The organism is Variovorax sp. DAIF25 (assembly GCF_050711835.1).
Classification (GTDB): Bacteria; Pseudomonadota; Gammaproteobacteria; order Burkholderiales; family Burkholderiaceae_C; genus Variovorax.
Map to the genome: position 1 here is coordinate 740142 of NZ_CP136637.1, position 24425 is coordinate 764566.

At 71.4% G+C, this 24425-nt stretch carries 24 protein-coding genes; 8 read left to right on the forward strand and 16 right to left on the reverse strand.

The window, feature by feature from the left end; translation table 11 throughout:
• Positions 1-21: 21 nt before the first annotated feature.
• The 4 genes from R0232_RS37525 to R0232_RS37540 all read left to right on the forward strand — a co-directional run bounded on the left by R0232_RS37525 (position 22) and on the right by R0232_RS37540 (position 2694).
• Positions 22-1443, forward strand: coding sequence for a PLP-dependent aminotransferase family protein (locus R0232_RS37525; protein ID WP_431514276.1), 1422 nt, complete (start codon positions 22-24; stop codon positions 1441-1443).
• A 119-nt stretch (positions 1444-1562) separates the two neighbouring features.
• Entirely contained in the window at positions 1563-2027 is a 465-nt protein-coding gene (locus R0232_RS37530) for a carboxymuconolactone decarboxylase family protein (protein WP_093352544.1), read from the forward strand.
• Positions 2028-2029: 2 nt separating this feature from the next.
• The gene (locus R0232_RS37535; protein WP_093352546.1) at positions 2030-2350 is read left to right on the forward strand and encodes a DMT family transporter; all 321 of its coding nucleotides are present in this window, start codon (positions 2030-2032) and stop codon (positions 2348-2350) included.
• A gap of 116 nt (positions 2351-2466) precedes the next feature.
• Positions 2467-2694 (forward strand): hypothetical protein, encoded by a 228-nt coding sequence (locus tag R0232_RS37540; protein ID WP_431514277.1) that lies wholly within the window; start codon positions 2467-2469, stop codon positions 2692-2694.
• A 19-nt stretch (positions 2695-2713) separates the two neighbouring features.
• On the opposite strand, the gene R0232_RS37545 is transcribed toward R0232_RS37540, so the two are convergent.
• The 3 genes from R0232_RS37545 to R0232_RS37555 are packed head-to-tail and all read right to left on the reverse strand — an operon-like array spanning position 2714 to position 7507.
• The gene (locus R0232_RS37545) at positions 2714-5374 is read right to left on the reverse strand and encodes an AAA family ATPase (RefSeq protein WP_431514278.1); all 2661 of its coding nucleotides are present in this window, start codon (positions 5372-5374) and stop codon (positions 2714-2716) included.
• Positions 5371-6504, reverse strand: coding sequence for a metallophosphoesterase family protein (locus R0232_RS37550; RefSeq protein WP_431514279.1), 1134 nt, complete (start codon positions 6502-6504; stop codon positions 5371-5373). The genes R0232_RS37545 and R0232_RS37550 overlap by 4 nt, the downstream gene beginning before the upstream one ends.
• Positions 6505-6562: 58 nt before the next feature.
• Positions 6563-7507, reverse strand: a complete 945-nt coding sequence (locus tag R0232_RS37555; protein ID WP_057592669.1) for a LysR family transcriptional regulator — start codon at positions 7505-7507, stop codon at positions 6563-6565.
• A gap of 136 nt (positions 7508-7643) precedes the next feature.
• Between R0232_RS37555 and R0232_RS37560 the strand changes: the two genes are divergently transcribed.
• Positions 7644-9155, forward strand: coding sequence for a CoA-acylating methylmalonate-semialdehyde dehydrogenase (locus tag R0232_RS37560; RefSeq protein WP_431514280.1), 1512 nt, complete (start codon positions 7644-7646; stop codon positions 9153-9155).
• 53 nt (positions 9156-9208) lie between these two features.
• Here R0232_RS37560 and R0232_RS37565 read toward each other — a convergent pair whose 3' ends face one another.
• The 7 genes from R0232_RS37565 to R0232_RS37595 form a co-directional block, all read right to left on the reverse strand.
• Positions 9209-9664, reverse strand: a complete 456-nt coding sequence (locus R0232_RS37565) for a surface-adhesin E family protein (RefSeq protein ID WP_296785690.1) — start codon at positions 9662-9664, stop codon at positions 9209-9211.
• Positions 9665-9845: 181 nt separating this feature from the next.
• A complete protein-coding gene (locus R0232_RS37570) occupies positions 9846-11432 on the reverse strand; it encodes a PepSY-associated TM helix domain-containing protein (protein ID WP_431514281.1) in 1587 nt (528 codons plus the stop codon).
• 3 nt (positions 11433-11435) lie between these two features.
• On the reverse strand, positions 11436-11732 hold the full coding sequence (locus R0232_RS37575) for a hypothetical protein (protein ID WP_431514282.1): 297 nt from the start codon (positions 11730-11732) through the stop codon (positions 11436-11438).
• On the reverse strand, positions 11719-12000 hold the full coding sequence (locus R0232_RS37580) for a hypothetical protein (protein WP_431514283.1): 282 nt from the start codon (positions 11998-12000) through the stop codon (positions 11719-11721). Before R0232_RS37580 ends, R0232_RS37575 begins: the two co-directional genes overlap by 14 nt.
• Positions 11997-14540, reverse strand: a complete 2544-nt coding sequence (locus R0232_RS37585; RefSeq protein ID WP_431514284.1) for a TonB-dependent siderophore receptor — start codon at positions 14538-14540, stop codon at positions 11997-11999. The genes R0232_RS37580 and R0232_RS37585 overlap by 4 nt, the downstream gene beginning before the upstream one ends.
• 135 nt (positions 14541-14675) lie before the next feature.
• On the reverse strand, positions 14676-15650 hold the full coding sequence (locus tag R0232_RS37590) for a FecR domain-containing protein (RefSeq protein WP_431514285.1): 975 nt from the start codon (positions 15648-15650) through the stop codon (positions 14676-14678).
• 7 nt (positions 15651-15657) lie between these two features.
• Complete coding sequence (locus R0232_RS37595; protein ID WP_093352567.1) at positions 15658-16167, reverse strand: sigma-70 family RNA polymerase sigma factor; 510 nt, start codon at positions 16165-16167, stop codon at positions 15658-15660.
• Between the two features lie 162 nt (positions 16168-16329).
• On the opposite strand from R0232_RS37595, the gene R0232_RS37600 reads away from it, so the two are divergent.
• Positions 16330-16710 carry a RidA family protein gene (locus R0232_RS37600; protein ID WP_431514286.1) on the forward strand — a complete coding sequence of 127 codons (381 nt, stop codon included), beginning with the start codon at positions 16330-16332 and terminating at the stop codon, positions 16708-16710.
• A 97-nt stretch (positions 16711-16807) separates the two neighbouring features.
• Entirely contained in the window at positions 16808-17545 is a 738-nt protein-coding gene (locus R0232_RS37605; protein ID WP_208508882.1) for an HNH endonuclease, read from the forward strand.
• A gap of 64 nt (positions 17546-17609) precedes the next feature.
• On the opposite strand, the gene R0232_RS37610 is transcribed toward R0232_RS37605, so the two are convergent.
• The 5 genes from R0232_RS37610 to R0232_RS37630 form a co-directional block, all read right to left on the reverse strand.
• A complete protein-coding gene (locus R0232_RS37610) occupies positions 17610-18596 on the reverse strand; it encodes a sulfonate ABC transporter substrate-binding protein (protein ID WP_431514287.1) in 987 nt (328 codons plus the stop codon).
• A 95-nt stretch (positions 18597-18691) separates the two neighbouring features.
• Positions 18692-19567 (reverse strand): class I SAM-dependent methyltransferase, encoded by an 876-nt coding sequence (locus R0232_RS37615; protein ID WP_431514288.1) that lies wholly within the window; start codon positions 19565-19567, stop codon positions 18692-18694.
• Positions 19568-19598: 31 nt separating this feature from the next.
• On the reverse strand, positions 19599-20708 hold the full coding sequence (locus tag R0232_RS37620) for an LLM class flavin-dependent oxidoreductase (protein ID WP_431514289.1): 1110 nt from the start codon (positions 20706-20708) through the stop codon (positions 19599-19601).
• Positions 20709-20723: 15 nt separating this feature from the next.
• Positions 20724-21797, reverse strand: coding sequence for an LLM class flavin-dependent oxidoreductase (locus R0232_RS37625; protein WP_431514290.1), 1074 nt, complete (start codon positions 21795-21797; stop codon positions 20724-20726).
• 8 nt (positions 21798-21805) lie between these two features.
• Complete coding sequence (locus R0232_RS37630; protein ID WP_431514291.1) at positions 21806-23173, reverse strand: LLM class flavin-dependent oxidoreductase; 1368 nt, start codon at positions 23171-23173, stop codon at positions 21806-21808.
• 131 nt (positions 23174-23304) lie between these two features.
• On the opposite strand from R0232_RS37630, the gene R0232_RS37635 reads away from it, so the two are divergent.
• Positions 23305-23649 (forward strand): DUF3088 domain-containing protein, encoded by a 345-nt coding sequence (locus R0232_RS37635; protein ID WP_057591200.1) that lies wholly within the window; start codon positions 23305-23307, stop codon positions 23647-23649.
• Positions 23650-23673: 24 nt separating this feature from the next.
• On the opposite strand, the gene msuE is transcribed toward R0232_RS37635, so the two are convergent.
• Positions 23674-24270 carry an FMN reductase gene (gene msuE, locus R0232_RS37640; protein ID WP_431514292.1) on the reverse strand — a complete coding sequence of 199 codons (597 nt, stop codon included), beginning with the start codon at positions 24268-24270 and terminating at the stop codon, positions 23674-23676.
• Positions 24271-24425 lie beyond the last annotated feature (155 nt).

Sequence of the window (24425 nt, forward strand, 5' to 3'; positions counted from 1 at the left end):
TCCTCTCTCCTCACGCACGCCATGGCCGCAGGGACCCTCGCCCATCTCTCGCCGCTGGACCCGAAGTCGCCGGAGCCCTACTACCGGCAGATCTACGGACGCTTTCGCAACGCGATCGCGAGCGGCACGCTGAACCCCGGCGACCGCATCCCCTCGGCGCGCGCGCTCACGCAGGAACTCGGCCTGGCGCGCGGCACCATCGATGCCGCCTACGGCCTGCTCGCGGCCGAGGGCTACATCCAGGCGCGCGGGCAGGCGGGCACGGTGGTGTCGCCGAGCCTGCGGCCGCGCATGCCGGTCGCGCGCGAGCAACCGGCGCCCGCGGCCCGCCCCTACACGCCGAGCTTCCGGCCCGATTCGATCCTGCCGTTCCAGATGGGCCTGCCCGCGCTCGACGTCTTCCCGCGCAAGATCTGGGCACGGCTGGGCGCGCGCGCCGCGCGCGCGATGCAGCCGATCGACATGACGCATCCGGCCGTGCCGGGCCTGCCCGCGCTGCGCGCCGGGATCGCCGCCTACCTGCATGTGTCGCGCGGCATCGACTGCGCGCCTTCGCAGGTCTTCCTCACCTCGGGCTACCGCCACACGCTCGAGCTGATCGCGCAGGCACTGCTCAAGCCCGCCGACCGCGTGTGGTTCGAGAACCCCGGCTATCCGCCCACGCGCGAACTGCTGGCCGCGATGCGGCTCGCGGGCGTGGCGGTGCCGGTGGACGCCGAGGGGCTGGTGGTGGCCGAGGGCCTGCGGCTGGCCCCGAAGGCGCGCGCCGCGGTGGTCACGCCCGCGCACCAGAGCCCGCTGTGCGTCTCGCTGTCGCTGCCGCGCCGGCTCGCGCTGCTCGACTGGGCCCGGCGCAACCGATCGTGGATCGTCGAGGACGACTACGACGGCGAGTACCGCTATGCCAGCCGTCCGCTGCCCGCGCTCAAGAGCCTGGACCGCGACGGCCGCGTGATCTATGCCGGCACCTTCAGCAAGGTGCTGTTTCCGAGCCTGCGGCTGGCCTACCTCGTCGTGCCCGAGGCGCAGGTCGAGCGCTTCGAACGGACCCAGGCGATGTTCGCGGGCGGCAGCCCGCAGCTCACGCAGGCGATCGTCGCCGACTTCATCGCCGAAGGGCATTTCGCGCGCCACATCCAGCGCATGCGCAGGCTCTATGCCGAGCGCCGCGACGCGACCCGCATCGGCCTCGAGCGCGTGCTCGGCGCCAAGGTGCGCATCGACGAACAGCCCGGCGGCATGCACCTGATCCTGCGGCTGCAGGGCCGGCGCTCCGACCGCAGGCTGGTCGCGCGCATGCGCGAGGAAGGCCTGTTCGCGGAGGCGCTGAGCGACTGGGCCATCGACCGGGACATCGCGCCCGCGCTGATGGTGGCTTTCACGAACGTCGATTCCACCGCCACGGCCGAGCGGCTCGCACGGCGGATCCTGCCGCTGATGTGAAGCGCCGCGGCCGGATCATGGCCTAGAACGCAAGGCCGATCATGGCTCTTCTGAAGTAGACCAAGCCGCGGCACCATACGGTTCTTCATTCAACGCACATTGCTTCCAGAGGATCCGTCATGACCCATCGCATCGACTACGCCAAGGTTTCGCCCGAAGGCTACAAGGCCTTCGGCGGGGTGTACGCCGCGCTCCAGAAGAGCGGCCTGCCCAAGGAACTGGTCGACCTCGTCTACCTGCGCGTCTCGCAGATCAACGGCTGCGCCTACTGCATCGACATGCATTCGCGCGACCTGCTCAAGGGCGGCCTCGCCGTCGACAAGCTGGTGCTGGTGCCGGTGTGGCACGAGGCCGGCGCCGTGTTCAGCGCGCGCGAACGCGCCGCGCTCGCCTGGTCGGAATCGGTGACGCGCGTGGCCGACACCGGCGTGCCCGATGCCGACTACCAGGCCGCCAGCGCCGAATTCAGCGAGAAGGAACTGGTCGACCTGACCTATGCCATCGGCCTGATGAACGCCTTCAACCGCCTCGGCGTGACCTTCCGCGCCACGCCGGCGGCAGCCGCGGCCGCCGCCAAGGCCTGAGCGTGGCCTGGACCCTGCTCGGCATCGCCGGGCTGCTGGAGATCGCCTTCGCCTTCGCGATGAAGTCCTCCGAGGGCTTCACGCGGCTGGTGCCGGCCCTGTTCACGGTCGCCACGGGGCTGTCGAGCGTGGTGCTGCTGTCGTTCTCGATGCGCACCCTGCCCATGGGCACCGGCTACGCGGTCTGGACTGGCATCGGCGCCGCGGGCACCGCGATCGTCGGCGTGCTCGCGCTCGGCGATTCGGCGGCACCGCTGCGGCTGCTGTGCATAGCGCTGATCCTCGCGGGCGTGATCGGGCTCAAGCTGGTCGCGGCGGACTGAGCAGGCCGCCGCCAGGCGCAGGAGGCATTCAGTTACATGCGCCATCGGCGCCGTCCGACGCGCCTCCCCCGGCGCCCCTCGCGATCATTGCGGCCATATTCCTGGAGGTTCCCAAAATGGCTGTGGCGCAAAAGAACTGGATCGCGGATGGCGGCGGCCACAAGGAGGCTTCGCTCGCCACATGGACCGTGCTCGTGTCGCTGGTGGTGGTCGTCGTCACGATGGCCTGCCTCTACCTCGCGGTGCAGCGCGAGCGGGCGGCCGTGGCGCAGGCTCCGGCGTCGGTGCAGACCCAAGCCGAAGAGATTTCGCTGGCGAGCATGCCGGTCGGGTTGGCCAAGTAAGGCCCGCTCGCGAAGCTCTTCAGGCGAGTGGCCGCAGCGCCACGCCCATATCGCGCCAGTCCTCGGGATGGCAGGTGAACAGCAGCACCTGGTGCCGCTGCGCCGCATCGAACAGCACGCGCTTCATCTGCGCCAGGCGCGGCGCATCGCTGTGCACCAGCGCGTCGTCGAGGATCAGCAGGGTCGGACGGCCCGCCTCCTGCAGCAGGTCGGCATAGGCGAAGCGGCTGATGAGCCGCAGCTGCTCGCGCGCGCCGAAGCTCAATTCCTGCAACTGACCGCTCTCCACCGGGCCGCCCAGGCGCGCGCGCGTGAGCGTGGCGGGCGCGAGCCCCGCATCCATCTCCACCGTGGCGCCGGGCATCAGCAACGGCAGGTAGTGCTGCATGCGCGCCTGCAGCGGTGCCTGCAGTCGGGTCAGCGTGGCCTGCCGCTTCTGCTCGAGCTTGCGGCACAGCAGCGACAGCGCCTCGGCGCGGCGCTGCAGGTCGGCCTGCCGGCGCTGCGCCTGCGCGAGCTGGCCGGCCAGCGCCTCGCGCTGTTCCTCGAGGCCCTGGGCGCCGGCCTGCTGCAGGCCGCTCTCCAGCACCAGCAGCTGTTCGCGCCGCTGCTGGTGGCCGCGCATCAATTGCTCGATGCTGCGCCGCAGCCGCTCGATGTCCTGCAGCACGATGTCGGGCCGCGCGGCCTGCAATTCGGTCTCGGTGAGATCGATGCGCGCGGCCAGGGCATCGGCCTCGGCACTCGCGGCCAGCAGTTGCTGGTTCGCCTGCGCCTGGCGCTGCTGGCGGCCCGGATCGGCCAACGTGGCCTGTGCCGCGGCCAGTTCGCGCCGTGCCGCCTCGCTCGCGCCCTGCGCGGCCGACTGGCGGCGCTGCGCCTCGCTCAGGGTCTTGCGCAGCGCCTGCTCGGCCGCCACGGCGGCTTCCTGCGCGGCCTCGGCCTCTTCCATCGAGGGCAACTCGCCCGCGGGCGTTGCGGGCAGCCGTTCGAGCGCGGCCTGCGCGCCCGCATGGCGGGCCTGTGCCTGGGCATGCTCGCCGCGCAGCGTGTCGATGCCGCGCGGCGCGACGATCGCCAGTGCCTGCTGCGCGAGCCGGGTCTGGGCCTCGAGGTCGGCCGCGGCGCGCTGCCGCGCCTGGGCCTGCGCGACCTCGTCCACGCCGAGCGAGCGCAGCGCCGCCTGCAGCGCCTCGCGCGCATCGGCATGCTGGCGCGCCAGGCCCGCGAGGTCGTTGCCGCCGGGCGTGATGATCAGTTGCCCGCCACCGGGCAGGTGCAGCGTGGCGGGCGCGTCGACTAGCCGCTCGCCCTCGGCGCGCAGCTCGTGGCTTTCGCCGCGCGCCTGCAGGCGCAGCGCCTGGCCTTCGGGCAGCATGAACTGCAATCGCGTGGCGACAGCCTGGCGGCGCAGGTCGGCATCGCGCTCGGCGCGTTCGAGCTTGAGCAGCCGATCGAGTTCGGCCGGCTGGATCGCCGGTGTGGAGGCGGCCGTGGCGCGCAGGGCCGCGAGCCGCTCCTGCGCTTCCTCGGCGCGCGCGAGGTTCTCGGCATGACGTGCGACCTCGGCCTGCGCCTGCTGCAGTTGCTGCTGCAGGCCGCGCCGCTGCGCTTCCTGGCTCGCCGCGCGCCAGGCCTCGCGCGCGGCATCGACGCGCCGTTGCGCCGCGTCGGCCTGCGTGCGCGCCTGGGCCACGGCCTCGTCGCTCTCGCGCAACTGGCGCTCGGCCTCCTCGGCGGCCCGCTCGCGCGCCTGCGCGGTCGCCTGCTGCTGCGCCAGGCCTTCGAGCGCCTTGGCGAGCAGGTCGCGCGTCTCCTGCAGTTGACGCAGCCGCGCGCGGTCGCCAAGCAATTGCGCCTGGCCGGCCTGCAGTGACTCGTTGCGCGTCTGCGCGGCCTGCAGCTCCTCGCGCAGCGCGTCCCAGGGCCGGGCCGTCTCGTCGGCCTGGTGCTGCTGGCGCATCAGCGCGAGCTGGTCGACCTGCTCGCGGTAGGTGGTGATCTGCGCATCGAGCGCGGCCCGCTGCGCCTGCAGCGCGGCGGCCTGCTCGATGACCTCGGCATAGGCGGCGCGCGGCTTGCCGGTCGAGGTCAGCAGTTCGTCGCGCTGCGCGCGCAGGCTGTCGAGCAGCGCATCGCCGCCGCTCGCGGCCAGCGGCGCCGCGGCATCGCCGGCCGGGTCGCGCAGCGCATCGTGCAAGTGGTCGCGCGCATGGCTCACGTCGAGCTCCTGGCCGCGTCCCTGCTCCACCCACAGCAGCCCCGGAATGCCCCAGTTCTCGGGCCGGCTCGCGCCCTTGGCCGCGAACGAGAAACCGAACAGCTGCGCCAGGTGGTCCTCGGCCTCGGTGCCCTCGAGGCTGCGCGCGCCGGCATCGAGCACGCAGCGCTTCTTCGCGAGGAAGCTCTTCATGAGCCGGTGCGGCTGGCCGTCGAGCAGGAAGTCGAGCTCGACCTGCGGCGCGGCGCCCGTGCCCTCGCCCCAGGGGCGCAGGTCCTCGACCTGGGTGGAACGGTGGCGCTCGAAGAAGGCCGCGCGGATGGCGCGCACCAGCGTGCTCTTGCCGGCCTCGTTGGCGGCCGCGACGATGTTGAGGCCGGGCTCGAAGCCATCGAGTTCGAACGGCGCGCGAAAGCGCCGCAGCTGCTCGACGCGCAAGCGGGTGATCTGCAGCTTCATGGCCGGGCCCCCTCCGCCGCGCCGCGCGCGAGTTCGGCCGCGAGCAGCGCCAGCGCGTCCTGCGCGATGCGCGCCTGCGCCGGGTCCGCGCCGGCCTGGGCCTCGCGCAGCTCCTGCATCACCTCGCCGAGGTAGCCGTCGGCGCGCAGGCCGGCGATGTCCTCGTCGGTGGGCTCGAGCCGCAGCGCCGACAGGTCGGCCTGCAGATGGCGCGCGCGCGCCTCCGCGCGGCCGATCGCGGCCTGCAGCCGCTGCAGTCCCGCGAGGTCGATGCGGCCCTGCACGCGCAGGTCGACCACGTCGTGCGCATCGAGCCCCTCGAGCTGCGCCTCGAGCGCATCGGCGTCGCTCGCGACCTGCAGCACGCCGGCGATGGCCTGCCAGCGGAAGCGGCCGACCTGCAGCTGCGTGACGCGCGGCTCCGCACCGGGCGCGTCGATCTCGACCAGCAGCGCCTGGCCCGAACCGTTGTCCTTGAAGCGGTCGGGCTCGGGCGTGCCCGCGTACCAGGTGCGCGCGTCGATGCGCTTGCAGCCGTGCCAGTCGCCGAGCGCGAGGTAGTCGAGCCGCGCGCTCGCCGCGCGCTCGGGCGCGATCGGGTTGGCCGAATCGATGTCCTCCGACAGCAGGCCCTGCACGCTGCCGTGCGCGAGGCCGATGCGCAGCAGGCCCGCGGGCGTGCCGGCCTCGTCGAACCAGGCCGTGAGGTCGTTGTAGGTGTGGCGCTGCGCGAGCGGCGCGGGCAGCACCGCGAAGCCCTGGGCCTCGAACAGGCGCAGCTCGGGCGCGAGCAGCAGGTGCACGTGGGGCGGCACCGCGCCCAGGCGCTGCGCGCGCGTCCACACGCTCTCGGCCAGCGCGGCATCGTGGTTGCCGGGGATCAGCAGCCAGGGGCCCGGATAGGCGGCGAGTGCATTGAACAGCCGGCGCAACGTGCGCTCGGACACGGTCTGGGCATCGAACACGTCGCCCGCGACCAGCACCGCGTCGACCCGGTGCTCGAGCGCGAGCGCGGCGAGGCGCTCGACCACGGCGATGCGCGCCTCGGCCAGGATCGGCGCGTGCTCGGGGTCGAAGCTCGCGAACTGGCGGCCGATCTGCCAGTCGGCCGTGTGGAGAAAACGTGTCATGAAAGGATGGGAGGGTGCGGCGCGCTCGCGCCGTGGCGTTGCATTGTCGGTGCTTCGCTCACGCGTCGAAACCCTCGGCCAGCGTCTCGCGCAGCCAGGCCACGAACACGGCCACGGCGCGCGGCACATGGGTGGCATAGGGTCGGATCGCATAGAGCTTCTCGCCGAAGGCCCCGACCGAGCGCCATTGCGGCAGCACCTCCTGCAGCTTGCCCGACTGCAGCGCCGACTGCGCGCTGAAGTCGGGCACCAGCGCGATGCCCAGGCCGCTCACGGCCGCGTCGCGCAGCGCCTCGCTGTTGTTGGCCACCAGCGGCCCCGACACCGGCACCGTGATGCGCTGCACCGCTGCTTTCGAGGCCGCGGCGCGCGCCTCGAAATGCCAGGTCGGCGTTTCCTGCGCGCGCGGGTAGTGCAGGCAGTCGTGCTCGGCCAGCGCCTGCGGCTCGCGCGGCGTGCCGCGGCGGCGCAGGTAGGCGCGGCTCGCGACCAGCACCGAGCGGGTGTCGCACAGGGTCCAGGCGACGTGGGTGTCGGGCGGCGCGGCCGTGTGGCGGATCGCGAGGTCGAAGCCCTCCATCGCGAGCGAACTCAGGCGGTCCGACATGTCGAGCTCGATGCGCACCTCGGGCTGCGCGCGCAGGAAGGCCGCGAGCCGCGGCACCAGTTGCTGGCGCGCCAGCGCCACCGGCGCGGTGACGCGCACCAGCCCGCGCGGCACGCCGGCCAGGTCGCGCACGCCCTCGAAGCTGTGGGCGATCTGCTCGAAGGGCCCGCGCATGTCCTCCACCAGCCGCTGGCCGGCCTCGGTGAGCCGCACGCTGCGCGTGGTGCGCTGCACCAGCGAGGCGCCGGCCGCGCGCTCGAGCTCGGCGATGCGCTGGCTCATGGCCGCCTTGCTCACGTTGAGCCGCAGCGCCGCCGCCGTGAAGCTGCCCTGCTGCGCCAGCACCGTGAGCCAGTGCAGGTGGGTCCAGAGCGACTCGATATTTTGGGTCTTCATGGATCCATTGTTCACTATCGCAAACAATAAGTTCAAGCTTCGCGTCTAGGCGAGGACGAGCGCGCTGCCTAAACTGGCCCTCGATCCCCCGCCATTCCTTCGCATCCCGCCTCCTTTCACACGAGAGACACGCACCATGCCCATCCAGTCCATCGACCATTACATCGCCGGCCAGGCCGTCGCCAACACCTCGGGCCGCACGCAGGACGTGACCAACCCTGCCACCGGCGCCGTCACCGGCCGCGCCGGCCTGGCCGACGCCAGCCAGGTCGCCGCCGCCGTGGCCGCCGCGCAGGCTGCCTTCCCGGCCTGGGCCGACACGCCGCCGATCCGCCGCGCCCGCGTGATGTTCAAGTTCCTGCAGCTGCTCAACGAACACAAGGACGAACTGGCCCACCTGATCACCGCCGAGCACGGCAAGGTGTTCACCGACGCGCAGGGCGAGGTCAGCCGCGGCATCGACATCGTCGAGTTCGCCTGCGGCATTCCGCAGCTGCTCAAGGGCGACTTCACCGACCAGGTCTCGACCGGCATCGACAACTGGACCCTGCGCCAGCCGCTGGGCGTGGTCGCGGGCATCACGCCCTTCAACTTCCCGGTGATGGTGCCGATGTGGATGTTCCCGGTGGCGATCGCCGCGGGCAACACCTTCATCCTCAAGCCCAGCCCGACCGACCCGAGCCCCTCGCTGCGCATCGCCGAGCTGCTCAAGCAGGCCGGCCTGCCCGACGGCGTGTTCAACGTGGTGCAGGGCGACAAGGCAGCGGTCGACGCGCTGCTCGAGCATCCCGACGTCAAGGCCGTGAGCTTCGTGGGCTCGACCCCGATCGCCAACTACATCTACGAGACCGGCGCGCGCCACGGCAAGCGCGTGCAGGCCCTGGGCGGCGCCAAGAACCACATGGTGGTGATGCCCGACGCCGACATCGACCAGGCCGTCGACGCGCTGATCGGCGCGGGCTACGGCTCGGCCGGCGAGCGCTGCATGGCGATCAGCGTGGCGGTGCTGGTGGGCGACGCGGCCGAGAAGATCATGCCGAAGCTGATCGAGCGCACCAGGACCCTGAAGGTGCTCGACGGCGAGAACCTCGAGGCCGAGATGGGCCCGATCGTCACGCGTGCCGCGCACGAACGCATCACCGGCTACATCGCCCAGGGCGAGAAGGAAGGCGCGAAGCTGCTGGTCGATGGCCGCCAGTTCGACGGCGCCAAGGCCGGCAAGGGCTGCGACGACGGCTTCTGGATGGGCGGCACCCTGTTCGACCACGTCACGCCCGAGATGCGCATCTACAAGGAAGAGATCTTCGGCCCGGTGCTGTCGTGCGTGCGCGTCGCCAACTTCAAGGACGCCGTCGACCTCGTCAATGACCACGAATTCGGCAACGGCGTGAGCTGCTTCACCCGAGACGGCAATGTGGCACGCGAATTCGGCCGCCGCATCCAGGTCGGCATGGTCGGCATCAACGTGCCGATCCCGGTGCCGATGGCCTGGCACGGCTTCGGCGGCTGGAAGCGCTCGCTGTTCGGCGACATGCACGCCTATGGCGAGGAAGGCGTGCGCTTCTATACCAAGCAGAAGTCGATCATGCAGCGCTGGCCCGAGAGCACGCCGAAGGGGGCGGAGTTCGTGATGCCTACGGCGAAGTAAGCCGGGCCCCTCACCCTCGCACAGGCGGCCCGTCGGCCGCCTTTTTCGTTGGCTCAGCTCGCCCGCATCCGGCAAGCCGCCCGCACGATCCGCGCCGTCGGATTCGGCGTCATGTCGAGAAAGCGCATCGGCTTGGGCGCCGCGCTGTAGTCGGCGACCTGGTGCGGCTCGCCGCGCCACAGCGGCTCGGCATAGAAGCGCGCCTGCACATAGGTCGCGCTCTTCGCATGGCAGTCGAAGACCACGCGCGATTCGTACGAGCGGTAGGGGACGCGGTCCCAGTTGAAGCGCGGGCCCGAGCGGTTCACGCGCACGTTCATCTCGATCAGCGGCTTCTCGGGCGCGGCCTCGCCTTCCGCGGGCGGCGGTGCCGCGATGCGGTTGGGGTCGACCTGCACCGTGTCGGCCGCCTTGTCGAGCGGATCGCCGACCACGGTGAACCATGCGGGCTGCGCCCATGCCAGGCTGCCCGCCACTGAAAGACCCGCCGCCAGCCACCAATGCCTCACGCGTTTGCTCCTCGTTGTTGCGACCGGGCCCCGCCAGGTCGGCAGAGGAAAATAACCGAAGAATCCGGTTCGCTGACACAGGAATTTACAGTTTGGGGGCATGCCGGGCTTGTCGGACAGCGGCGTGGCGGGCCTGCGGAAAGCGCGCCGTCGCCGCGCCCGGCGCGAGCGCGTTCCGGGCTCAGCCTGCCGGCCGAGGTGCAGGCGCCGCCCAGACGCTGTCCGCCGGCCCCTCGCGCACGCGGCGCGCCGTGCGCAGCGCCATCCAGGCAAAGGCACCGGCGCCGAGCAGCGCGATGGCGTCCACGCCCAGCGCATCGGCGCGCAGCCACGACCCCGAGGACGGCAGCAGCCACCCGGCGATGCTGGTCAGCGGCACCGCCAGGGCCGAGGCCGCGGCCAGCCAGAGCAGCTCGACGGCACCCCGCGAAGCGCCGCGCAGGAAGGCCCAGGCCACGCTGCCCAGGAACACCGCGTGATAGACCTGCTCGCGCCACGGCGCCAGCACCTCGCCCTGCCAGGCCCACAGCCACTTCTCGGCTGCCACCGTGAGCGACAGCGCCGCCACGCAGCCCAGCGACACGCCGACCGTGCCCGCGGCCATCCACCGACTCGAGCGGCGTTGCTCGACGGGCACCCCGCCGCGCTCGGCCCGCCGGCGCGACTCCACCCACAGCAGATTGCCCGAATAGAAGAGAAAGGCCCCGGCCAGCCCGAGGAAGAAATAGCCCCAGCGCACCGTGCCACCGCCGTAGGCGCCGAAATGCAGCGCGAAGAAGGCCGAGACCGAGGCCATCCAGCCCGATTGCTGCCCCGCCAGGTACTCGGTGTGCAGCAGCCGGCCGTCGACCGCGCTCGCCAGCACGAACGAACCCTGCGCCTGGCGCGTCATGCAGCACGGCAGGTCGCCCGCGATCCAGACCGCGGCACCGGCCGTGCCGGCGCCGCGGAAGCGCAACGTGTGCGGCACGAAGCCCTCGGCCTGCGCGCGCATGCGCGCCTCGAGCGCGGGCAGCGGCAGCAGCGCGGCCGGCGCGGGATCGGGGCGGATCGCGCTGAAGGGGCCGCTGGCCTTCCAGATCTGCTCGAACCGTGGCTCGCCGTAGACCGCGGCCTTCTGCGCGTCGTAGATCAGGTCGTGCATGCCGAACACCACCGCGCTCAGCGCCATGACCAGATGGAACGGCAGGCTCACGATGCCGATCACGTTGTGCGCGTCGAGCCACATGCGCTTGAGGTTGCGCCCGACGCGCAAGGCGAAGAAGTCCTTCACCAGCGTCGGCCACAGCACGACCACGCCCGAGACGATCGCCAGCGCATAGAGCGCGCTGACGATGGCCATGACCAGCGTGCCGGTCTCGAGGTCGACCGGCAGCGCGACGGTGCGGTGCACCACGTCGATGAACTGGCCGAGGCCAGCTGGCGCCTCAGGTGCGATGCGCAGCGTGCCGTCGGGCGCGAAGCTGGCGCTCCAGCCGCGCTCCTCGCCGCGCGCCTTCCACGCGATGCGCTCGGGCGCGCCGTGGCGCGCCCGGTGCAAGGTGAAATCGGCGCGCGCATCGGGCCGCGCGGCCAGCGTCTGCGCGATCAGTTCATCGGCGCCCGGCGACGGCGCCGCCGCCACGGCGGGCGGCGTGGCCCAGCGGTCGAGCGGGCCCTTGAACATGGTCAGGGCGCCGGCATAGAAGGCGATGAAGAGCGCGAGGCCCGCGACGATGCCGGTCCAGGTGTGGAGCGTCTTGTAGGTGCGAAGGGTGTCGGCGCGCATGGCTCAGCCCGAGAGATGGCGCACGGCGAACAGCATCGCGCCCGCCACGGCGGTGGCGCCACCCAGCCAGGCCCAGGCACGCAGTGCCGAGCGGAACATGAACACCGCCGAGCAGATGCCCAGCCACAGCGGCGGCACGATCCACATGTTGAACTGGTACTTGTTGAGCGGCGCCATGCCGCCCGGCCCGAGCCAGGCGAACAGGCCCGACAGCGCGATCGCGAGCGCGAAGCCGGGCAGCGCGCCCGCGAGCGCGAGAGCGCACCAGGTCGCGCCGCTCCGGTCCTCAGCGCGCGCCATGGCGGCCCTCGCTCGGCGAGCGCCGCAGCGCGGTGACGTACGGCAGCGCGATCCACGCGCACATCACGAGCGTGAGCGCGCTGAAGAGGCCGGCCGCCGGCTGCAGCGCGCGGCAGAACAGCCCCGCACCGAGCGCGACCAGCACGCCACCGATGCCGCGCCACGCGCGCGGCCTCGACACGGCGCCGCCGAGCCGCTGGTGCGGCGCGGCCCGGTACACGCACAGCGCGCCGAGCAGCGTGCAAAGACCCGCGAGCGCCGCCATCACCAGGCGTACGAGAGCGTGGCGGTGGCGGTGCGGCGCGCGCCGTAGTTGCAGGGCGAGCCGGCCAGCATCAGGCAGTGCGAGACATAGCGCCGGTCCGACACGTTGGCCACCGTCAGGCGCAGCCGCGCGCCCTTCCAGGCATCGCCGAGCAGGCCGAGGTCGTAGGAGGCGCCGAGGTCCCACAGGAACAGCGCGGGCACGCGCAGGTAGGGGTCGTAGGTGCCGGCGGTGTCGTAGGCCGACATGTAGCGCGCGCCGATGCCGGCCTGCAGGCCGGGCACGCTCTCGAAGCGGTAGTCGAGCCAGGCCGAGGCCTGGTGCCGCGGCGTGCGCAGCGTGGGGCGGCCCAACTGGTTGCGGTCGTTGCTGCTGCGCACCTCGGAGTCGGTGTACGAGTAGGCCGCGATCATGCTGAGTCGCTTCGTGAGCTCGGCCTTGGCCTCGAGCTCGAGGCCGCGCAGGCGCTGGCGGCCCGACTGCACCGAGCGCTGCGAGTCCATCGGGTCGGGCGTGAGGCTGTTCTCGAGGTCGTTCTGGTAGAGCGACGCGGTCATGAAGCCCCAGCCGCCGGTCGGCTCGTACTTCAGGCCCAGCTCGAACTGCCGGCCCTTCTGCGCGCGGAACGGCTGGTTGTAGCGGTCCACGCCGGTGACCGGCAGGAACGAGGTGGAATAGCTCGCATAGGGCGCGACGCCGTTGTCGAACACGTAGCCCAGGCCGATGCGGCCGGTGGTGGCCGAGTCCTCGGTCGGCACCACGGGGCGCGAGGCCAGCATGCGGTTGGTGGTATCTATGGACGAGCGGTCGTGGCGCAGGCCCAGCGTGGCGATGGCGCGGCCCCAGCGGATCTGGTCCTGCAGGTACAGCCCGGTCTGGCGCACCGCCTGGAAGGTCGAGTTGGTGTAGCTGGTCGGCCGCGTGACCGGCAGGCCGTAGACCGGGTTCAGCACGTCGAGCGGCGGCACGCCGATGGCGCTGTTGGCGAAGTTGAAGGACAGCTTGCCGCGCAGGTGGTCGACGCCGGCCAGCAGCGTGTGCGCGAGCGGGCCGGTGCGCAGGCGCGCCTCGAGCTGGGTGTCGACCGAGAGCGAGCGGATGTCGTCGTCGGAGATCGCCGAGACGCGGTTGAGCGTGTGGCCGTCGGGCCGGTAGGCATTGAAGGGATGCACGCGCACCAGGAACATGTCCTGCGCGGCATGGCCGTAGCGCAGGTTCTGGCGCACCGAGACCGTGTCGTTGAAGCGGTGCTCGAAGCTGTAGCCCAGTGACTTGTAGCTGCGGTTGAAGCTGTCGGTCGACGGCTCGCCCAGGTACAGGCTGCGCGGGATGTAGCCGAACAGAGGGCTCGGCACATGCGAGCCCACCACCGGGTAGAAGCGCGGGCTCATGCGCGGATCGTCCTTCTGGTAGTGGGCCTGCACGGTGAGCGAGGTGTCGGCCGACGGTCGCCACGTGAGGCTGGGCGCGATCATGGTCTGACGGTCGCGCTCCAGGTCGACCTGCGTGTGCGCGTCGCGCCGCAGCGCGATCAGCCGGTAGAGGAACTTGCCGTCCTCGTCGAGCGGCCCCGTGAGGTCGGTGGCGAGCTCGGCGCCGCCGAAGTGGGTGGCCGACAGCCGCACCTCGCGCTGCGCGACCGCCTGCGGCCGCTTCGTCACCTGGTTCACCAGGCCGCCGGGAATGGCCTTGCCGTAGAGCACCGAGGCCGGCCCCTTGACCACTTCGACGCGCTCGAGCGCATAGCCCGGAATGCGCGGCACCGCATAGCTGGCCGGGTCGCCGGGCAGCGGCAGGCCGTCGAGCCACTGGGTGCCGAAGGTGTTGAAGCCGCGGATGTAGTTCCAGTCGTAGCGCACGTCGAAGCCGTTGGGCTCGGCCAGCACGCCGGCCGTGTAGCGCAGCGCCTCGGCCACGGTGCGCGCGCCCTGGTCGTCCATCTGCGTGCGCGTCACCACGTTCACGAGCTGCGGCGTCTCCAGCAGCGAGGCATCGGTCTTGGTGCCGCTGGCGCTGCGCTTCGCGACATAGCCGACCACCGGGCCGGTGGCGGTCTCGGGTGGCGCGCTGTCGTGCACGCGCACCTCGGGCAGCATGCCGTGGCCGGCCTGCACCTCGCCCGCGCCGGTCGGCGCTGGCGGCGGGGGTGCCACATCGAGCGTGAAGCTGCCGTTGGCCTGGCGCACGGCCTGCAGGCCATGGCCACGCAGCAGCTCGGCGAAGCCTTCGCGCACCGTGAAGCTGCCCGCCAGGCCGGCGCTGCTGCGGCCGCGCAGCAGGCTGGCATCGACCGACAGCTCGACACCCGCGGCGCTCGCGAAACTGCCGAGCGCGCGATCGAGCGGGCCGGCGGGAATGTTGAAGCCGCGCCTGGCATCGGCCGCGGCCTGGCCCGCGGGCTGGGCCTGCGCGAGGCCGACGGTCGTCGCGCCGAGCGCGAGCCCCATCCAGAGCGCGGCCGCGAGGCGGCTCGGCGCGGCCATCGGGGCGGCGCGCCTCGGACTGCGTGGAGGGAGGGGGCGCTGCGGGAGGCGTTTCGCCATGACGGGGATCCTTTCAGTTCGGAAGATGTCTGGTGCTCCCATGTCTTCCGGACGAGAAAGGCGGAACCTCAAGCGGCAACGCAAAAAAACGAAAAAAGTTTCGGCCGCCGTTCGCAGGCACGGGCGTCGGCCCGCCTACCGGGCCCGCACCGTGACCCAATAGCGCGTGCGGTAGGCCGCCGACACCGGCAGCGCGAGCGCGAGGTTCTCGAGCGCGCGGTCGGTGTCGCGCAGCGAGAACACGCCGGTCACGCGCAGCTCGGCCACCTCGGGATCGCAGCGCAGCACGCCGGGCCGGTAGCGCGCCAGCTCGGCGACGAAATCGGCGACGCGCATGTCCTCGGCCACCAGCACGCCGCGGGTCCAGGCGGCCGCGCTGTCGGCCACGGCATCGGGGGCTTGCGCACGGTCGGCGAAGAACACGGTGCCCTGCCCCGCGCCCACGCGCACCATGGCCTCGGGCGCGCGCGCCGGCCGCACCGCCACCGCGCCCTCGAACACGGCCACGCGCGAGGCCTCGGCCTCCTGCCGCACGATGAAGCGCGTGCCCAGCGCCTCCACGCTGCCCTGCCGGCTGTGGACGCGGAACGGGCGGTGCGCGCCGGCGGGATCGGGGGCGGTGGTCACCAGGATCTCGCCGGCGCGCAGCACCAGTCGGCGTTCGTGCGCGTCGAAGCGCAGGTCGATGGCGGTGGCCGTGCCCAGCACCACGCGCGTGCCGTCGGGCAGCGCGATCTCGCGGATCTCACCGGTGCGCGTGCTGTGGTCGGACGCGGCGAGCTGCCAGGCCTCGGTGCCGCGCAGCGCCGCGGCGATGCCACCGACGGCGGCCGTCAGCCCCAGCAATTGCAGCGCGCGGCGCCGGCCCGTGCGCACCGGCTCGCGCAGCGCGTGGCGCGCGGCTTCGCGCGGCAGGGCATGGAGCTTGTCCTCGAAGGACTGCAGCCGGTTCCAGGCGCGTTCATGGTCGGGATGCTGGGCGCGCCAGCGTTCGCAGGCGGCACGGTCCTGGTCGCTGGCCTCGCCCGACCAGAGCCGCGCCATCCATTCGGCCGCGCGCCGCACCACCGCGGGATCGAGCGGGCCCGGCAGCGCGGGGCTCGGGTTCATGCGCGCATCAGCCATGCATCACCCGGTAGCAGGCCTGCAGGCCGGCCGCGACGTACTTCTCGACCGAGGAGACGCTGACATTCAACCGCTGCGCGATCTCGCGGTAGCTCAGCCCCTCGAGCCGGCACAGCAGCAAGGCCGTGCGCGCCTTGGCCGGCAGGCCGTGCAGGATGGTGTCGACCTCGACCAGCGCCTCGACCGCGAGCGCGCGTTCCTCCTCCGAGGGCGCCAGCGCCGCGGGCATGCAGGCGATGGCCTCGAGGTAGGCGGCCTCGATCTGCCGGCGCCGGTACAGGTCGATCACCAGGCCATTGGCGATCTGCGTCAGGTGGCGGCGCGACTCCTCGGGCTGCGGCACGCGGCCGGTCGAGAGGATGCGCAGGTAGGTGTCGTGCGCGATGTCGGCCGCATCGAAGGCATTGCCCAAGCGCTTGCGCAGCCAGCCGCGCAGCCAACCATGGTGGTCGCTGTACAGGACTTCGACGGGCTGAGCGGATGCGGCTTCGGTGAACGCCAAGAGGACCTCTGGCCGGTGCCCCGGGGAACGGGGGCATCGGATTAATAAGAATGGTTCTCATTTTAGAGGATGACGAGCCCGGCGGAAAACGGGCCTGGCCCCCGGCCGGTAGAGTCGAGCCGCCGTCCCCGGCCCCCACCCACCAATTTCGCAAAGGCCCCCATGACCAGAAAGCTCATCAGCTCCGGCTCCACCTTCGAACAACAGATCGGCTACTCGCGCGCCGTCGTCGCGGGCGACTGGGTGTTCGTCTCGGGCACCACGGGCTTCGACTACCGCACCATGACCATCTCGGACGACGTGGTCGAACAGGCGGAGCAATGCCTGAAGAACATCGAGGCGGCGCTGCAGGAAGCCGGCGCCAGCCTGCGCGACGTGGTGCGCGTGACCTACGTACTGCCCGACGGCGCCGAGTTCGAGGCCTGCTGGCCGGTGCTGCGCAAGTACTTCGGCGAGGTGCGCCCCGCGGCGATGATGATCTCGGCGGGGCTGGCCGATCCGCGCATGAAGATCGAGATCGAGGTGACGGCGCTGCGCGCTTGAGTCTTGTCCCGGCGGCTATCGATTCGAGCCAGCGAGCACTCGCAGGCGATGCTTTTCCTTCCTTCAACGAAAAATCTCTTCACCGAGACCTGAAAAAATGGCAGTCATTCTTTTGCGCGTCGAATGGGACTACGGTTGCGAGTATCTGCAGTTCGACACCCTCGCCCCGCTTGAACCAGGCGCCACGGTGGCAACCACCGAGTGGTGGCCGGCCGAACGCAAGCGGGTCAAGTACAAGGCAACCTGCGTCAAGTGGCGCCTCGAGGCGTCGACGCTCGAGGTTTCCTTGCGGTATGAGCACGAGCACAACGAAGAGCTCAGCAAGGATCAGGTTCGCTGGGGGGTCTCCGAAATCTCGGTCGACCTGGGCAAGAGAACTGCCGAAGCGCGGTGGACCGACAAGGACGATCCGAAAAAATGGAATGGCAACGCCAGGCATTGCAGGATCGTCAATGAAGAAGATGCGGCATTCTTCGCCGACATGAGCTACGACACCTACCTTCGCGTGGCACGCCCCGGTCAAGCCCAGTTGCGGGACGAGATGCTGAAGAAGAATGGCGCTTGCGCCATCACCGGCACCACGACCGAAGCGATCCTCGATATCGCCCACATCGACGAGGCCAGGAACGGTGGTCGGGCACTCTGGTCCAACTGCATGCTGCTGCGCGTGGATATCCACCGCCTGTTCGATGCCGGTCTGATCCGCTTCAGCCCCGATGGAACGGCTCTGCTCGATCGCTCGATTGCCGAGGAGTACAAGGACCTCCAGGCCAGGAAGATGGACCCCGAAGTCTTCGCTCTCGTGCGCGAGGCACTCGTGCTGCGCTCACATTGATCGCGCCCACGAAACCACCGGGACTCCACGCCACCGCCCGTCGTGGTTGCACGACCTGGATTCGTCAGAACACCCCAGGCGCCCGCCAGACGATCTCCCGCACACTGATCCGCCGCGGAATGATCCCCAGCGCCTGGAAGGCATCGGCCAGTTGCTGCTGTTGCGCGATGTGCGCCTCGGTCACGGGCCCGAGCGAGAACTCCGCGCGCGCGAAGGCGGCCGACCAGGGCTTGACGCCGATGCCCGTGGCCTCGGCCGCGATGGCGGCCAGTTCGTCGCGGTGCCGGCCCGACCAGACGGTGAGCAGGCGCAGCTCGTCGAGCACGGCCGCCAGCACCGCGGGATGGCGCGTGGCGAAGTCGCGGCCGGCCATGTAGTAGGAGGCGCTGGTGAGCCGCTTGTCGGTGGTGTCGGCGACGACGCGCGCGCCATAGCGCTCCTCGGCGATCGCATAGTAGGGATCCCAGACCACCCAGGCGTCGATGTTGCCGCCGTTGAAGGCGGCGGTGGCATCGGCCGGCGACAGGTAGGTGGGCTGGATGTCCTGGAAGCCCAGGCCCGCGGTGGCCAGCGCCTTGATCGTCACGTTCTGCGCGCTCGAGCCCTTGCCGAACGCGACCTTCTTGCCCCTCAGGTCCGCCAGCGTTCGGATCGGAGAGTTCTTCGGCACCAGCACCGCATGCTGCGCCGAGGGCGTGGCGGCCGCATAGACGAGGTCGGAGCCGCCGGCCTGCGCGAACACCGGCGGCGTGTCGCCGACCGAGCCCAGGTCGATGACGCCCGCGCCCAGCGCCTCGAGCATCGGCGGGCCGAACTGGAACTCGACCCACTTGACGCTGCCCACGCCCAGCGCCTTGAGGCGCTTCTCCACCACCTGCTGCTTGCGTGCCAGCACCAGCACGGCCGAGCCCTTCTGGAAGCCGATCTTCACCTCCTTGGGCAAGGCGTTCTGCGCCTGGGACCTGGCGGGCAGCGAAAGCGCGGTGGCCAAAGCCAGCAGCGTGGGCGCGACCTGGCGGCGGCGCAAGAAGAAGTCGGATCCGGAGGACAAGAGCACACCTCGAAGCAAGTCGGTAGAGACCGCGATGCTGGACCGCGGCCCGCCGCTTGTCGAATGCGCTGCGCGCGCTTGCTTATGCGCTTTTCCTATGTGCGCGCCGGCCCGCGCCGCGGCTTCACGAAGCGCAGCGTCATGCGGTCCGATTCGCCGATGGCGAGGTACTTCGCGCGATCCACTTCGCCTCCGCGCAGGGTCGGCGGCAATGCCCAGACGCCGTTCGCATGGTCGTGCGTGTCGCGCGGATTGGCGTTGATCTCGCTCTCGCCGTCGAACACGAAGCCGGCCGCGCGGGCGCGCGCGATCACGAAGTCCTGCGCCACATAGCCGCTGTCGATGGTCCGCGCGAGCGATGTGCCGGGCAGCGCGCGATGCTCCTCCACGCCGAGCACGCCACCGGGCTTGAGCACGTCGAAGAAGGCGCGCAAGGTCTCGTCGAAATGGCCGTCGGCGATCCAGTTGTGGATGTTGCGGAAGGTCAGCACCGCGTCGGCGCCGCCGGGCGGGTGGATGTCGGTGAAGCGGTCGGTGGGCAAAGTGCCGAGCACCACGCGGCCGTAGTGGGCGGGGTCGCTCGCGAGCTTCTTCGCGAAGGCCGCGCGGGCACGCTGCTGCTCGGGCGTGCCGTCGGCCGGCGCATGGGCCGCGTAGAGGCGGCCGCGGGCTTTCAGGAAGGGCGCGAGGATCTCGGTGTACCAGCCGCCGCCCGGTGCGATCTCGACCACCGACCACTCGGGCCGCAGGCCGAAGAAGGACAGCGTCTCGAGCGGATGCCGCGCACCGTCGCGCGCGCGGTTGGCCGCGCTGCGCTGCGGGCCGTCGATCGCCGACTGCAGCGCGGCGAGCGCGGGATCGGTCGCGCCCACGGCAGCGGGCGCGACGGCGGCCGCGGCCAGGCCCAGCAGCAGCGCACGGCGCCGGTCCGAGTGACGGCCGGGCATGGCGGCGGAAGATGCGATGGACATGGGACGCTTCTCTTTCTCGAAATGGACGCTCTCAGGCCAGGGCGGCATCCGCGCGTGCTGCGAGCGATCGCGCGGCCGCGCCGGCCACGCGCGGCAGCACATGATCGGCGAAGCGGCGCATCTCCGCTTCGAAGGGCTGGAACTGCAGCATGAACAGCTCGATGCCGGCCGCGTGGAAGGCCTCGATGCGGCGCGCCACGCTGTCGTAGCTGCCCACGAGTTCGGCCGCGGTGCCGCCGTTCGAGCCCACGCGCGGCGACTTCTGCGCGGTCTGGAACATCACGGCCTTGGGATCGATGTTGGGCTTGTTGGCCGCCCGCAGCGGCGCGTCGAGCGCCGCGAGCGCGAGCAGCCGCGCATGCTCGGCGCGCGCCTCCTCGTCGGTCTCGCGCGCGACCACGAAGGCCGAGAGCCCGAACTGCAGCGGCGCCCAGCCGGCCGGACGCTCGCGGCGCCGCAGGTCGGCGATCAGCGCCTGCACGTCGGCCAGCGGCTGGCCGTTGATGAACCAGGTGTCGCCGCGATCGGCCACCAGCGCGCGCGCCGGCTCCGATTCGCCGCCGACGTAGATGCGCGGCCGCGCGCGGTGCAGGCCCGCAGGGCTCAGCCGGTAGTCGTCGAGCTTGAAGTGCTCGCCCGCGAAGCGGGTGCGCTCGCCGCGCAGCAGCGACTCCACCACTTCGATCCATTCGCGGCCATGGGCATAGCGCGCGTCGTGCTCGGCGAAGGGAATGCCGGCGCGCTCGAGCTCGGGCCGGTTCCAGGCGTTGACGAGGTTGATGGCGAAGCGCCCGCCGCTGATCTCCTCGATGCCCAGCGCCATCTTCGCGAGCACCGCCGGGTGATAGAGATAGGGCTTGATGGCCGCGATGATCTCGATGCGCGAGGTCAGCGCGGCCAGCGCCGCGGCGGCCGTCCAGGCCTCGAGCTGCGCGCTCTCGCCATCGTGCGGATTGACCGTGTGCTGCGCCACCAGCACCGAATCGAAACCGAGCCGCTCGGCCTCGAGCACCAGCGCGCGGTTGCGCCGCCAGGAGGCGTCGTAGGGTTCATCGGGGTCCTGCAGCGCAGCGCGGCTGCCGTGCACCAGCGCCCAGATGCCGAAGCGCGGGCCGGGCTCATTGGAAGAAGCAGAGGTCATGGCGATGAGGAAGGGTTATGCGGCGGCATCGCGCAGCAGCGGCAGCAGCTGTTCGCCCTGCCGGCGGATCTCGTGGAGGTAGGGCGTGTCGGACAGCACGAAGTGCGTGATGCCCAGCGCCTGGTACTTGCGCAGCGAGCGCGCGACGTCCTGCGCCGAGCCCACCAGCCAGGTGGTGGCGGCACCGCCGCCGCCGTACTTGCCGGGCGTGGTGTAGAGGTTGTCGTCGAGCACCTCGCCGCGCTCGTGCAGCTGCAGCAGCCGGCGCTGGCCCACGGCCTGCGCGCGGTCGGGCTCGCCGGGCGCCGCGCCGCGCGCCATCTGCGCCACCTTGGCCTCGGCATCGGCCCAGGCCTCCTCGGTGGTGTCGCGCACCAGCGTCGTGACCCGCAGGCCGAAGCGCAACGGCGGAAGATCGCGGTCGAGGCTGCGGCTCAGCGCCTTCAGCCGCCCGATGCGTTCCTGGATGCCGTCGCGCGGCTCGCCCCAGAACAGCTGCACGTCGGCCTCGGTCGCCGACACCCGCTCGGCCGCCTCGGAGGCGCCGCCGAAATAGATCGTCGGATGGCGTCGCGCGCCACGCACCTCGATGCGCGGCTGCACGGTGGCGTTCTCCACGCCGAAGTGCTCGCCACGGTACGTCACGCCCTCCTCGGTCCAGAGCCGGCGTGCCAGGTGGATGAACTCGCGCGTGCGCGCATAGCGCTGCGCGGGGTCGCCCTCGCTGTCGCCATAGGCCGCGAGCTGGTCCTTGCCCGAGACGATGTTGATGCGCACGCGGCCGCCGCTCAGATGGTCGAGCGTGGCCGCGGCCGATGCGAACTGCGCGGGCCGCCAGTAGCCCGGGCGGATCGCGATCAGCGGCTCGAAGGTGGTGGTGCGCGCGGCCAGCGCGGTCGCCACCGTGAAGGTATCGGGCCGGCCCCAGCCGGCACCGAGCAGCGCGCCCTTCCAGCCATGCGCTTCGAGCGCCAGCGCATGCCGGGTCAGCGTGTCGAGGCTGTTGTGGCCCTCGACGGCGGCATCGCCGCGATGGCCGGCCACGACCTGGTTGGGTACGTACCAGAGGAATTCGGTGGGTTCGCTCATGCGTGGGCTTACCGGTGAGAAGGAATCGATGCGGCCACGGCGGCGGGATGCGCGGGCCGCGCGAGCCCCAGGTGCTCGCGCAGCGTGCGGCCGGTGTATTCGGTGCGGAACAGCCCGCGCCGCTGCAGTTCGGGAATCACGAGCCGCGCGAAGTCGCTCAGGCCATGCGGCAGCGTCGGCGCGAGCACGTTGAAGCCGTCGGCCGCGCCGGTGCTGAACCAGTGTTCGAGCTGGTCGGCGATAGCTTCGGGCGTGCCGACCACGGTCCAGTGGCCGCGCGCGCCCGCCACCTTCTCGTAGAGCTGGCGGATCGACAGGCCGTCGCGGCGCGCCATCTCGGAGAACAGCGCCTGGCGGCTCTTCCAGCCCTCGGTGACCGGCAGGTCCTGCGGAAAGGGATCGTCGACCGCGTAGCCCGAGAGGTCGACGTTGCCGAGGAAGGTCGACAGCAGCCCGACGCCGAGCACCGGATCGATCAGGCCCTGCAGCTGTTCGAACTTCTCCTGCGCCTCCTGCTGGCTGCGGCCCACGAAGGGCGAGATGCCCGGCAGGATCTTGAGCGAATCGGGGCCGCGCCCGTGCGCGGCCAGCCGCGCCTTGAGGCCGGCGTAGAAAGCGCGCGCATCCTCGGGCGTCTGCTGGGCCGTGAACACCACCTCGGCCGTGGCGGCAGCCAGGTCCTGGCCGTCGCCCGACGACCCGGCCTGCACCAGCACCGGGTAGCCCTGCGGCGCGCGCGGCGTCTGCAGTCCGCCATGCAGCGTGAAGTGCTCGCCCTCGTGCGCCACGCGGTGCAGCTTCGCGGGATCGAAGAAGCGGTTGGCCGCCTTGTCGTGCACGAAGGCATCGTCCTCCCAGGTGTCCCACAGGCCCTTGACGATCTTCACGTACTCGTGGGCGCGCGCATAGCGGTGCGCATGCGCGAACTGCTGCGGCAGGCCGAAGCTGCGCGCCTCGAAATCGCTGCCCGAGGTCACGAGGTTCCAGCCGCTGCGCCCGCCGCTGACCTGGTCGAGCGAGGCGTACTTGCGTGCCAGGTGGTAGGGCGGCAGGTAGGTGGCCGACACGGTCGCCACCAGCCCGATGTGCGTGGTCGATTGCGACAGCGCCGCCAGCGTGACCAGCGGATCGAGCGGATACCACAGCGCGTTCTTCGCCACCACCGCGTCGGGCGGCCCGGGCAGGCCGACGTTGTCGGCGAAGAAGATGGCGTCGAACTTCGCGGCCTCGGCGATGCGCGTCCATTCGCGCAGCGCCTCGATGCGGCTCGCGGCGCCCGGGTCCACGTCGGGATGGCGCCAGGCCGCGAGGTGATGGCCCACGCCGAAGAAGAAGGCGCCCAGGTGCATCTGGCGGCGCGTGCCCGCCTCGTTCATCGCGCTGCCTCCGTCGCCGGAACGCAAGCGCGCGATGCGGATATGCACATGTGCTTTTCTTCGTTCGCCCGCGAGCGGCTTCGCTCCATCGTTGGGTTCTTCATTTCACCGACTTCCAAAGGATTTCTCGCATGAGCCGCGACCGACTCTTCCTGCTCGAGGCAGGCTTCACCGACGACAAGCACCCGGGCGATGCCTTCGTCTGCCCCGACGGCCTGCCCATCGAGGGGCTGCTGGCCTCGGCGCCCGAGCAGGCCGCGCGCCTCGAGGTGCACCGGCTGCCGTTCCCGCGCCCGCGCGCGGCCGTGGTGGCGGTGCTCGACGAGGCACACCAGAGCCTGCCGGTGCTGGTGTTCGGCGACGAGCCGCCGGCACCGGCCGACGCGCAGTCGCTCGGCGCCTTGCGCTTCGTGACCGACACGCGCCGCATCCTCGCGCTGCTGGCCGAGCGCCACGGCTTCCCGAAGGTGCATTGACCTCCTGCCGGGCGTGGCCCGGCTTCAGGCCACGGCGTGCAGCTGCGGCCGCGGCGCGGCGGCGCGCTCGGCCTGCGGCTGCAATTGCCGCAGCACCGGCAGCGCGCGCGCGACCGCCAGCGCGATGCGCGCGCGCAGCAGTTCGCTGCGCACCTGGTAGTTCTCGAAATCGCGGTCGGTGGCGTAGACGCCGATCGGCAGCGTGTGCGACTGGAAGAAGCTGAACAGCGGCCGCAGCTGGTGGTCGATCACCAGCGCATGGCGTTCGCTGCCGCCGGTCGCGGCCAGCAGCACCGGCTTGTCGATCAGCGCATCGTGGTGCACGAAGTCGAGGAAGTGCTTGAACAGGCCGCTGTAGGCGCCGCGGAACACGGGGCTGGCGGCGATCACCAGGTCGGCCGACTCGAGGGCCACGAGGGCTTCCTCGACCGCGGCCGGCAATTGCGGGCGGTAGAGCACCGCGCCGAACTGCGGCACCAGGTTGCCGATCTCGATCACGCGGCTCTCGACGGGGATCGCCTGGGCGATGCCTTCGATCAGTTCCTCGACCAGCACCAGGGTGCGCGAGGGGCGTTGCAGGCCGCCGGACAGGGCGACGATCTTGAGGGGAGTTTGGGGCATGGGATGGATGGCGCGGCCGGCGGGCTGCGCGTGTGCAGACTAGGGCTGCGACCATTCTGCGCGCCGTGCGCGGCGCGTGAACCTCGACTTTCGCATGTGCTTCTGCGAACTTCGTCTATGCGCCGTACGGGGTGCGCCGCGCGCATGGCAGGCAT

Excerpts from the sequence above, each read along its gene's own strand:
- R0232_RS37525 (WP_431514276.1), top strand. The coding sequence starts at position 22 with ATGGCCGCAGGGACCCTCGCCCATCTCTCGCCGCTGGACCCGAAGTCG.
- R0232_RS37530 (WP_093352544.1), top strand. The coding sequence starts at position 1,563 with ATGACCCATCGCATCGACTACGCCAAGGTTTCGCCCGAAGGCTACAAG.
- R0232_RS37540 (WP_431514277.1), top strand. The coding sequence starts at position 2,467 with ATGGCTGTGGCGCAAAAGAACTGGATCGCGGATGGCGGCGGCCACAAG.
- R0232_RS37545 (WP_431514278.1), bottom strand. The coding sequence starts at position 5,374 with ATGAAGCTGCAGATCACCCGCTTGCGCGTCGAGCAGCTGCGGCGCTTT.
- R0232_RS37550 (WP_431514279.1), bottom strand. The coding sequence starts at position 6,504 with ATGACACGTTTTCTCCACACGGCCGACTGGCAGATCGGCCGCCAGTTC.
- R0232_RS37555 (WP_057592669.1), bottom strand. The coding sequence starts at position 7,507 with ATGAAGACCCAAAATATCGAGTCGCTCTGGACCCACCTGCACTGGCTC.
- R0232_RS37560 (WP_431514280.1), top strand. The coding sequence starts at position 7,644 with ATGCCCATCCAGTCCATCGACCATTACATCGCCGGCCAGGCCGTCGCC.
- R0232_RS37570 (WP_431514281.1), bottom strand. The coding sequence starts at position 11,432 with ATGCGCGCCGACACCCTTCGCACCTACAAGACGCTCCACACCTGGACC.
- R0232_RS37575 (WP_431514282.1), bottom strand. The coding sequence starts at position 11,732 with ATGGCGCGCGCTGAGGACCGGAGCGGCGCGACCTGGTGCGCTCTCGCG.
- R0232_RS37585 (WP_431514284.1), bottom strand. The coding sequence starts at position 14,540 with ATGGCGAAACGCCTCCCGCAGCGCCCCCTCCCTCCACGCAGTCCGAGG.
- R0232_RS37590 (WP_431514285.1), bottom strand. The coding sequence starts at position 15,650 with ATGAACCCGAGCCCCGCGCTGCCGGGCCCGCTCGATCCCGCGGTGGTG.
- R0232_RS37600 (WP_431514286.1), top strand. The coding sequence starts at position 16,330 with ATGACCAGAAAGCTCATCAGCTCCGGCTCCACCTTCGAACAACAGATC.
- R0232_RS37605 (WP_208508882.1), top strand. The coding sequence starts at position 16,808 with ATGGCAGTCATTCTTTTGCGCGTCGAATGGGACTACGGTTGCGAGTAT.
- R0232_RS37615 (WP_431514288.1), bottom strand. The coding sequence starts at position 19,567 with ATGTCCATCGCATCTTCCGCCGCCATGCCCGGCCGTCACTCGGACCGG.
- R0232_RS37620 (WP_431514289.1), bottom strand. The coding sequence starts at position 20,708 with ATGACCTCTGCTTCTTCCAATGAGCCCGGCCCGCGCTTCGGCATCTGG.
- R0232_RS37625 (WP_431514290.1), bottom strand. The coding sequence starts at position 21,797 with ATGAGCGAACCCACCGAATTCCTCTGGTACGTACCCAACCAGGTCGTG.
- R0232_RS37630 (WP_431514291.1), bottom strand. The coding sequence starts at position 23,173 with ATGAACGAGGCGGGCACGCGCCGCCAGATGCACCTGGGCGCCTTCTTC.
- R0232_RS37635 (WP_057591200.1), top strand. The coding sequence starts at position 23,305 with ATGAGCCGCGACCGACTCTTCCTGCTCGAGGCAGGCTTCACCGACGAC.
- msuE (WP_431514292.1), bottom strand. The coding sequence starts at position 24,270 with ATGCCCCAAACTCCCCTCAAGATCGTCGCCCTGTCCGGCGGCCTGCAA.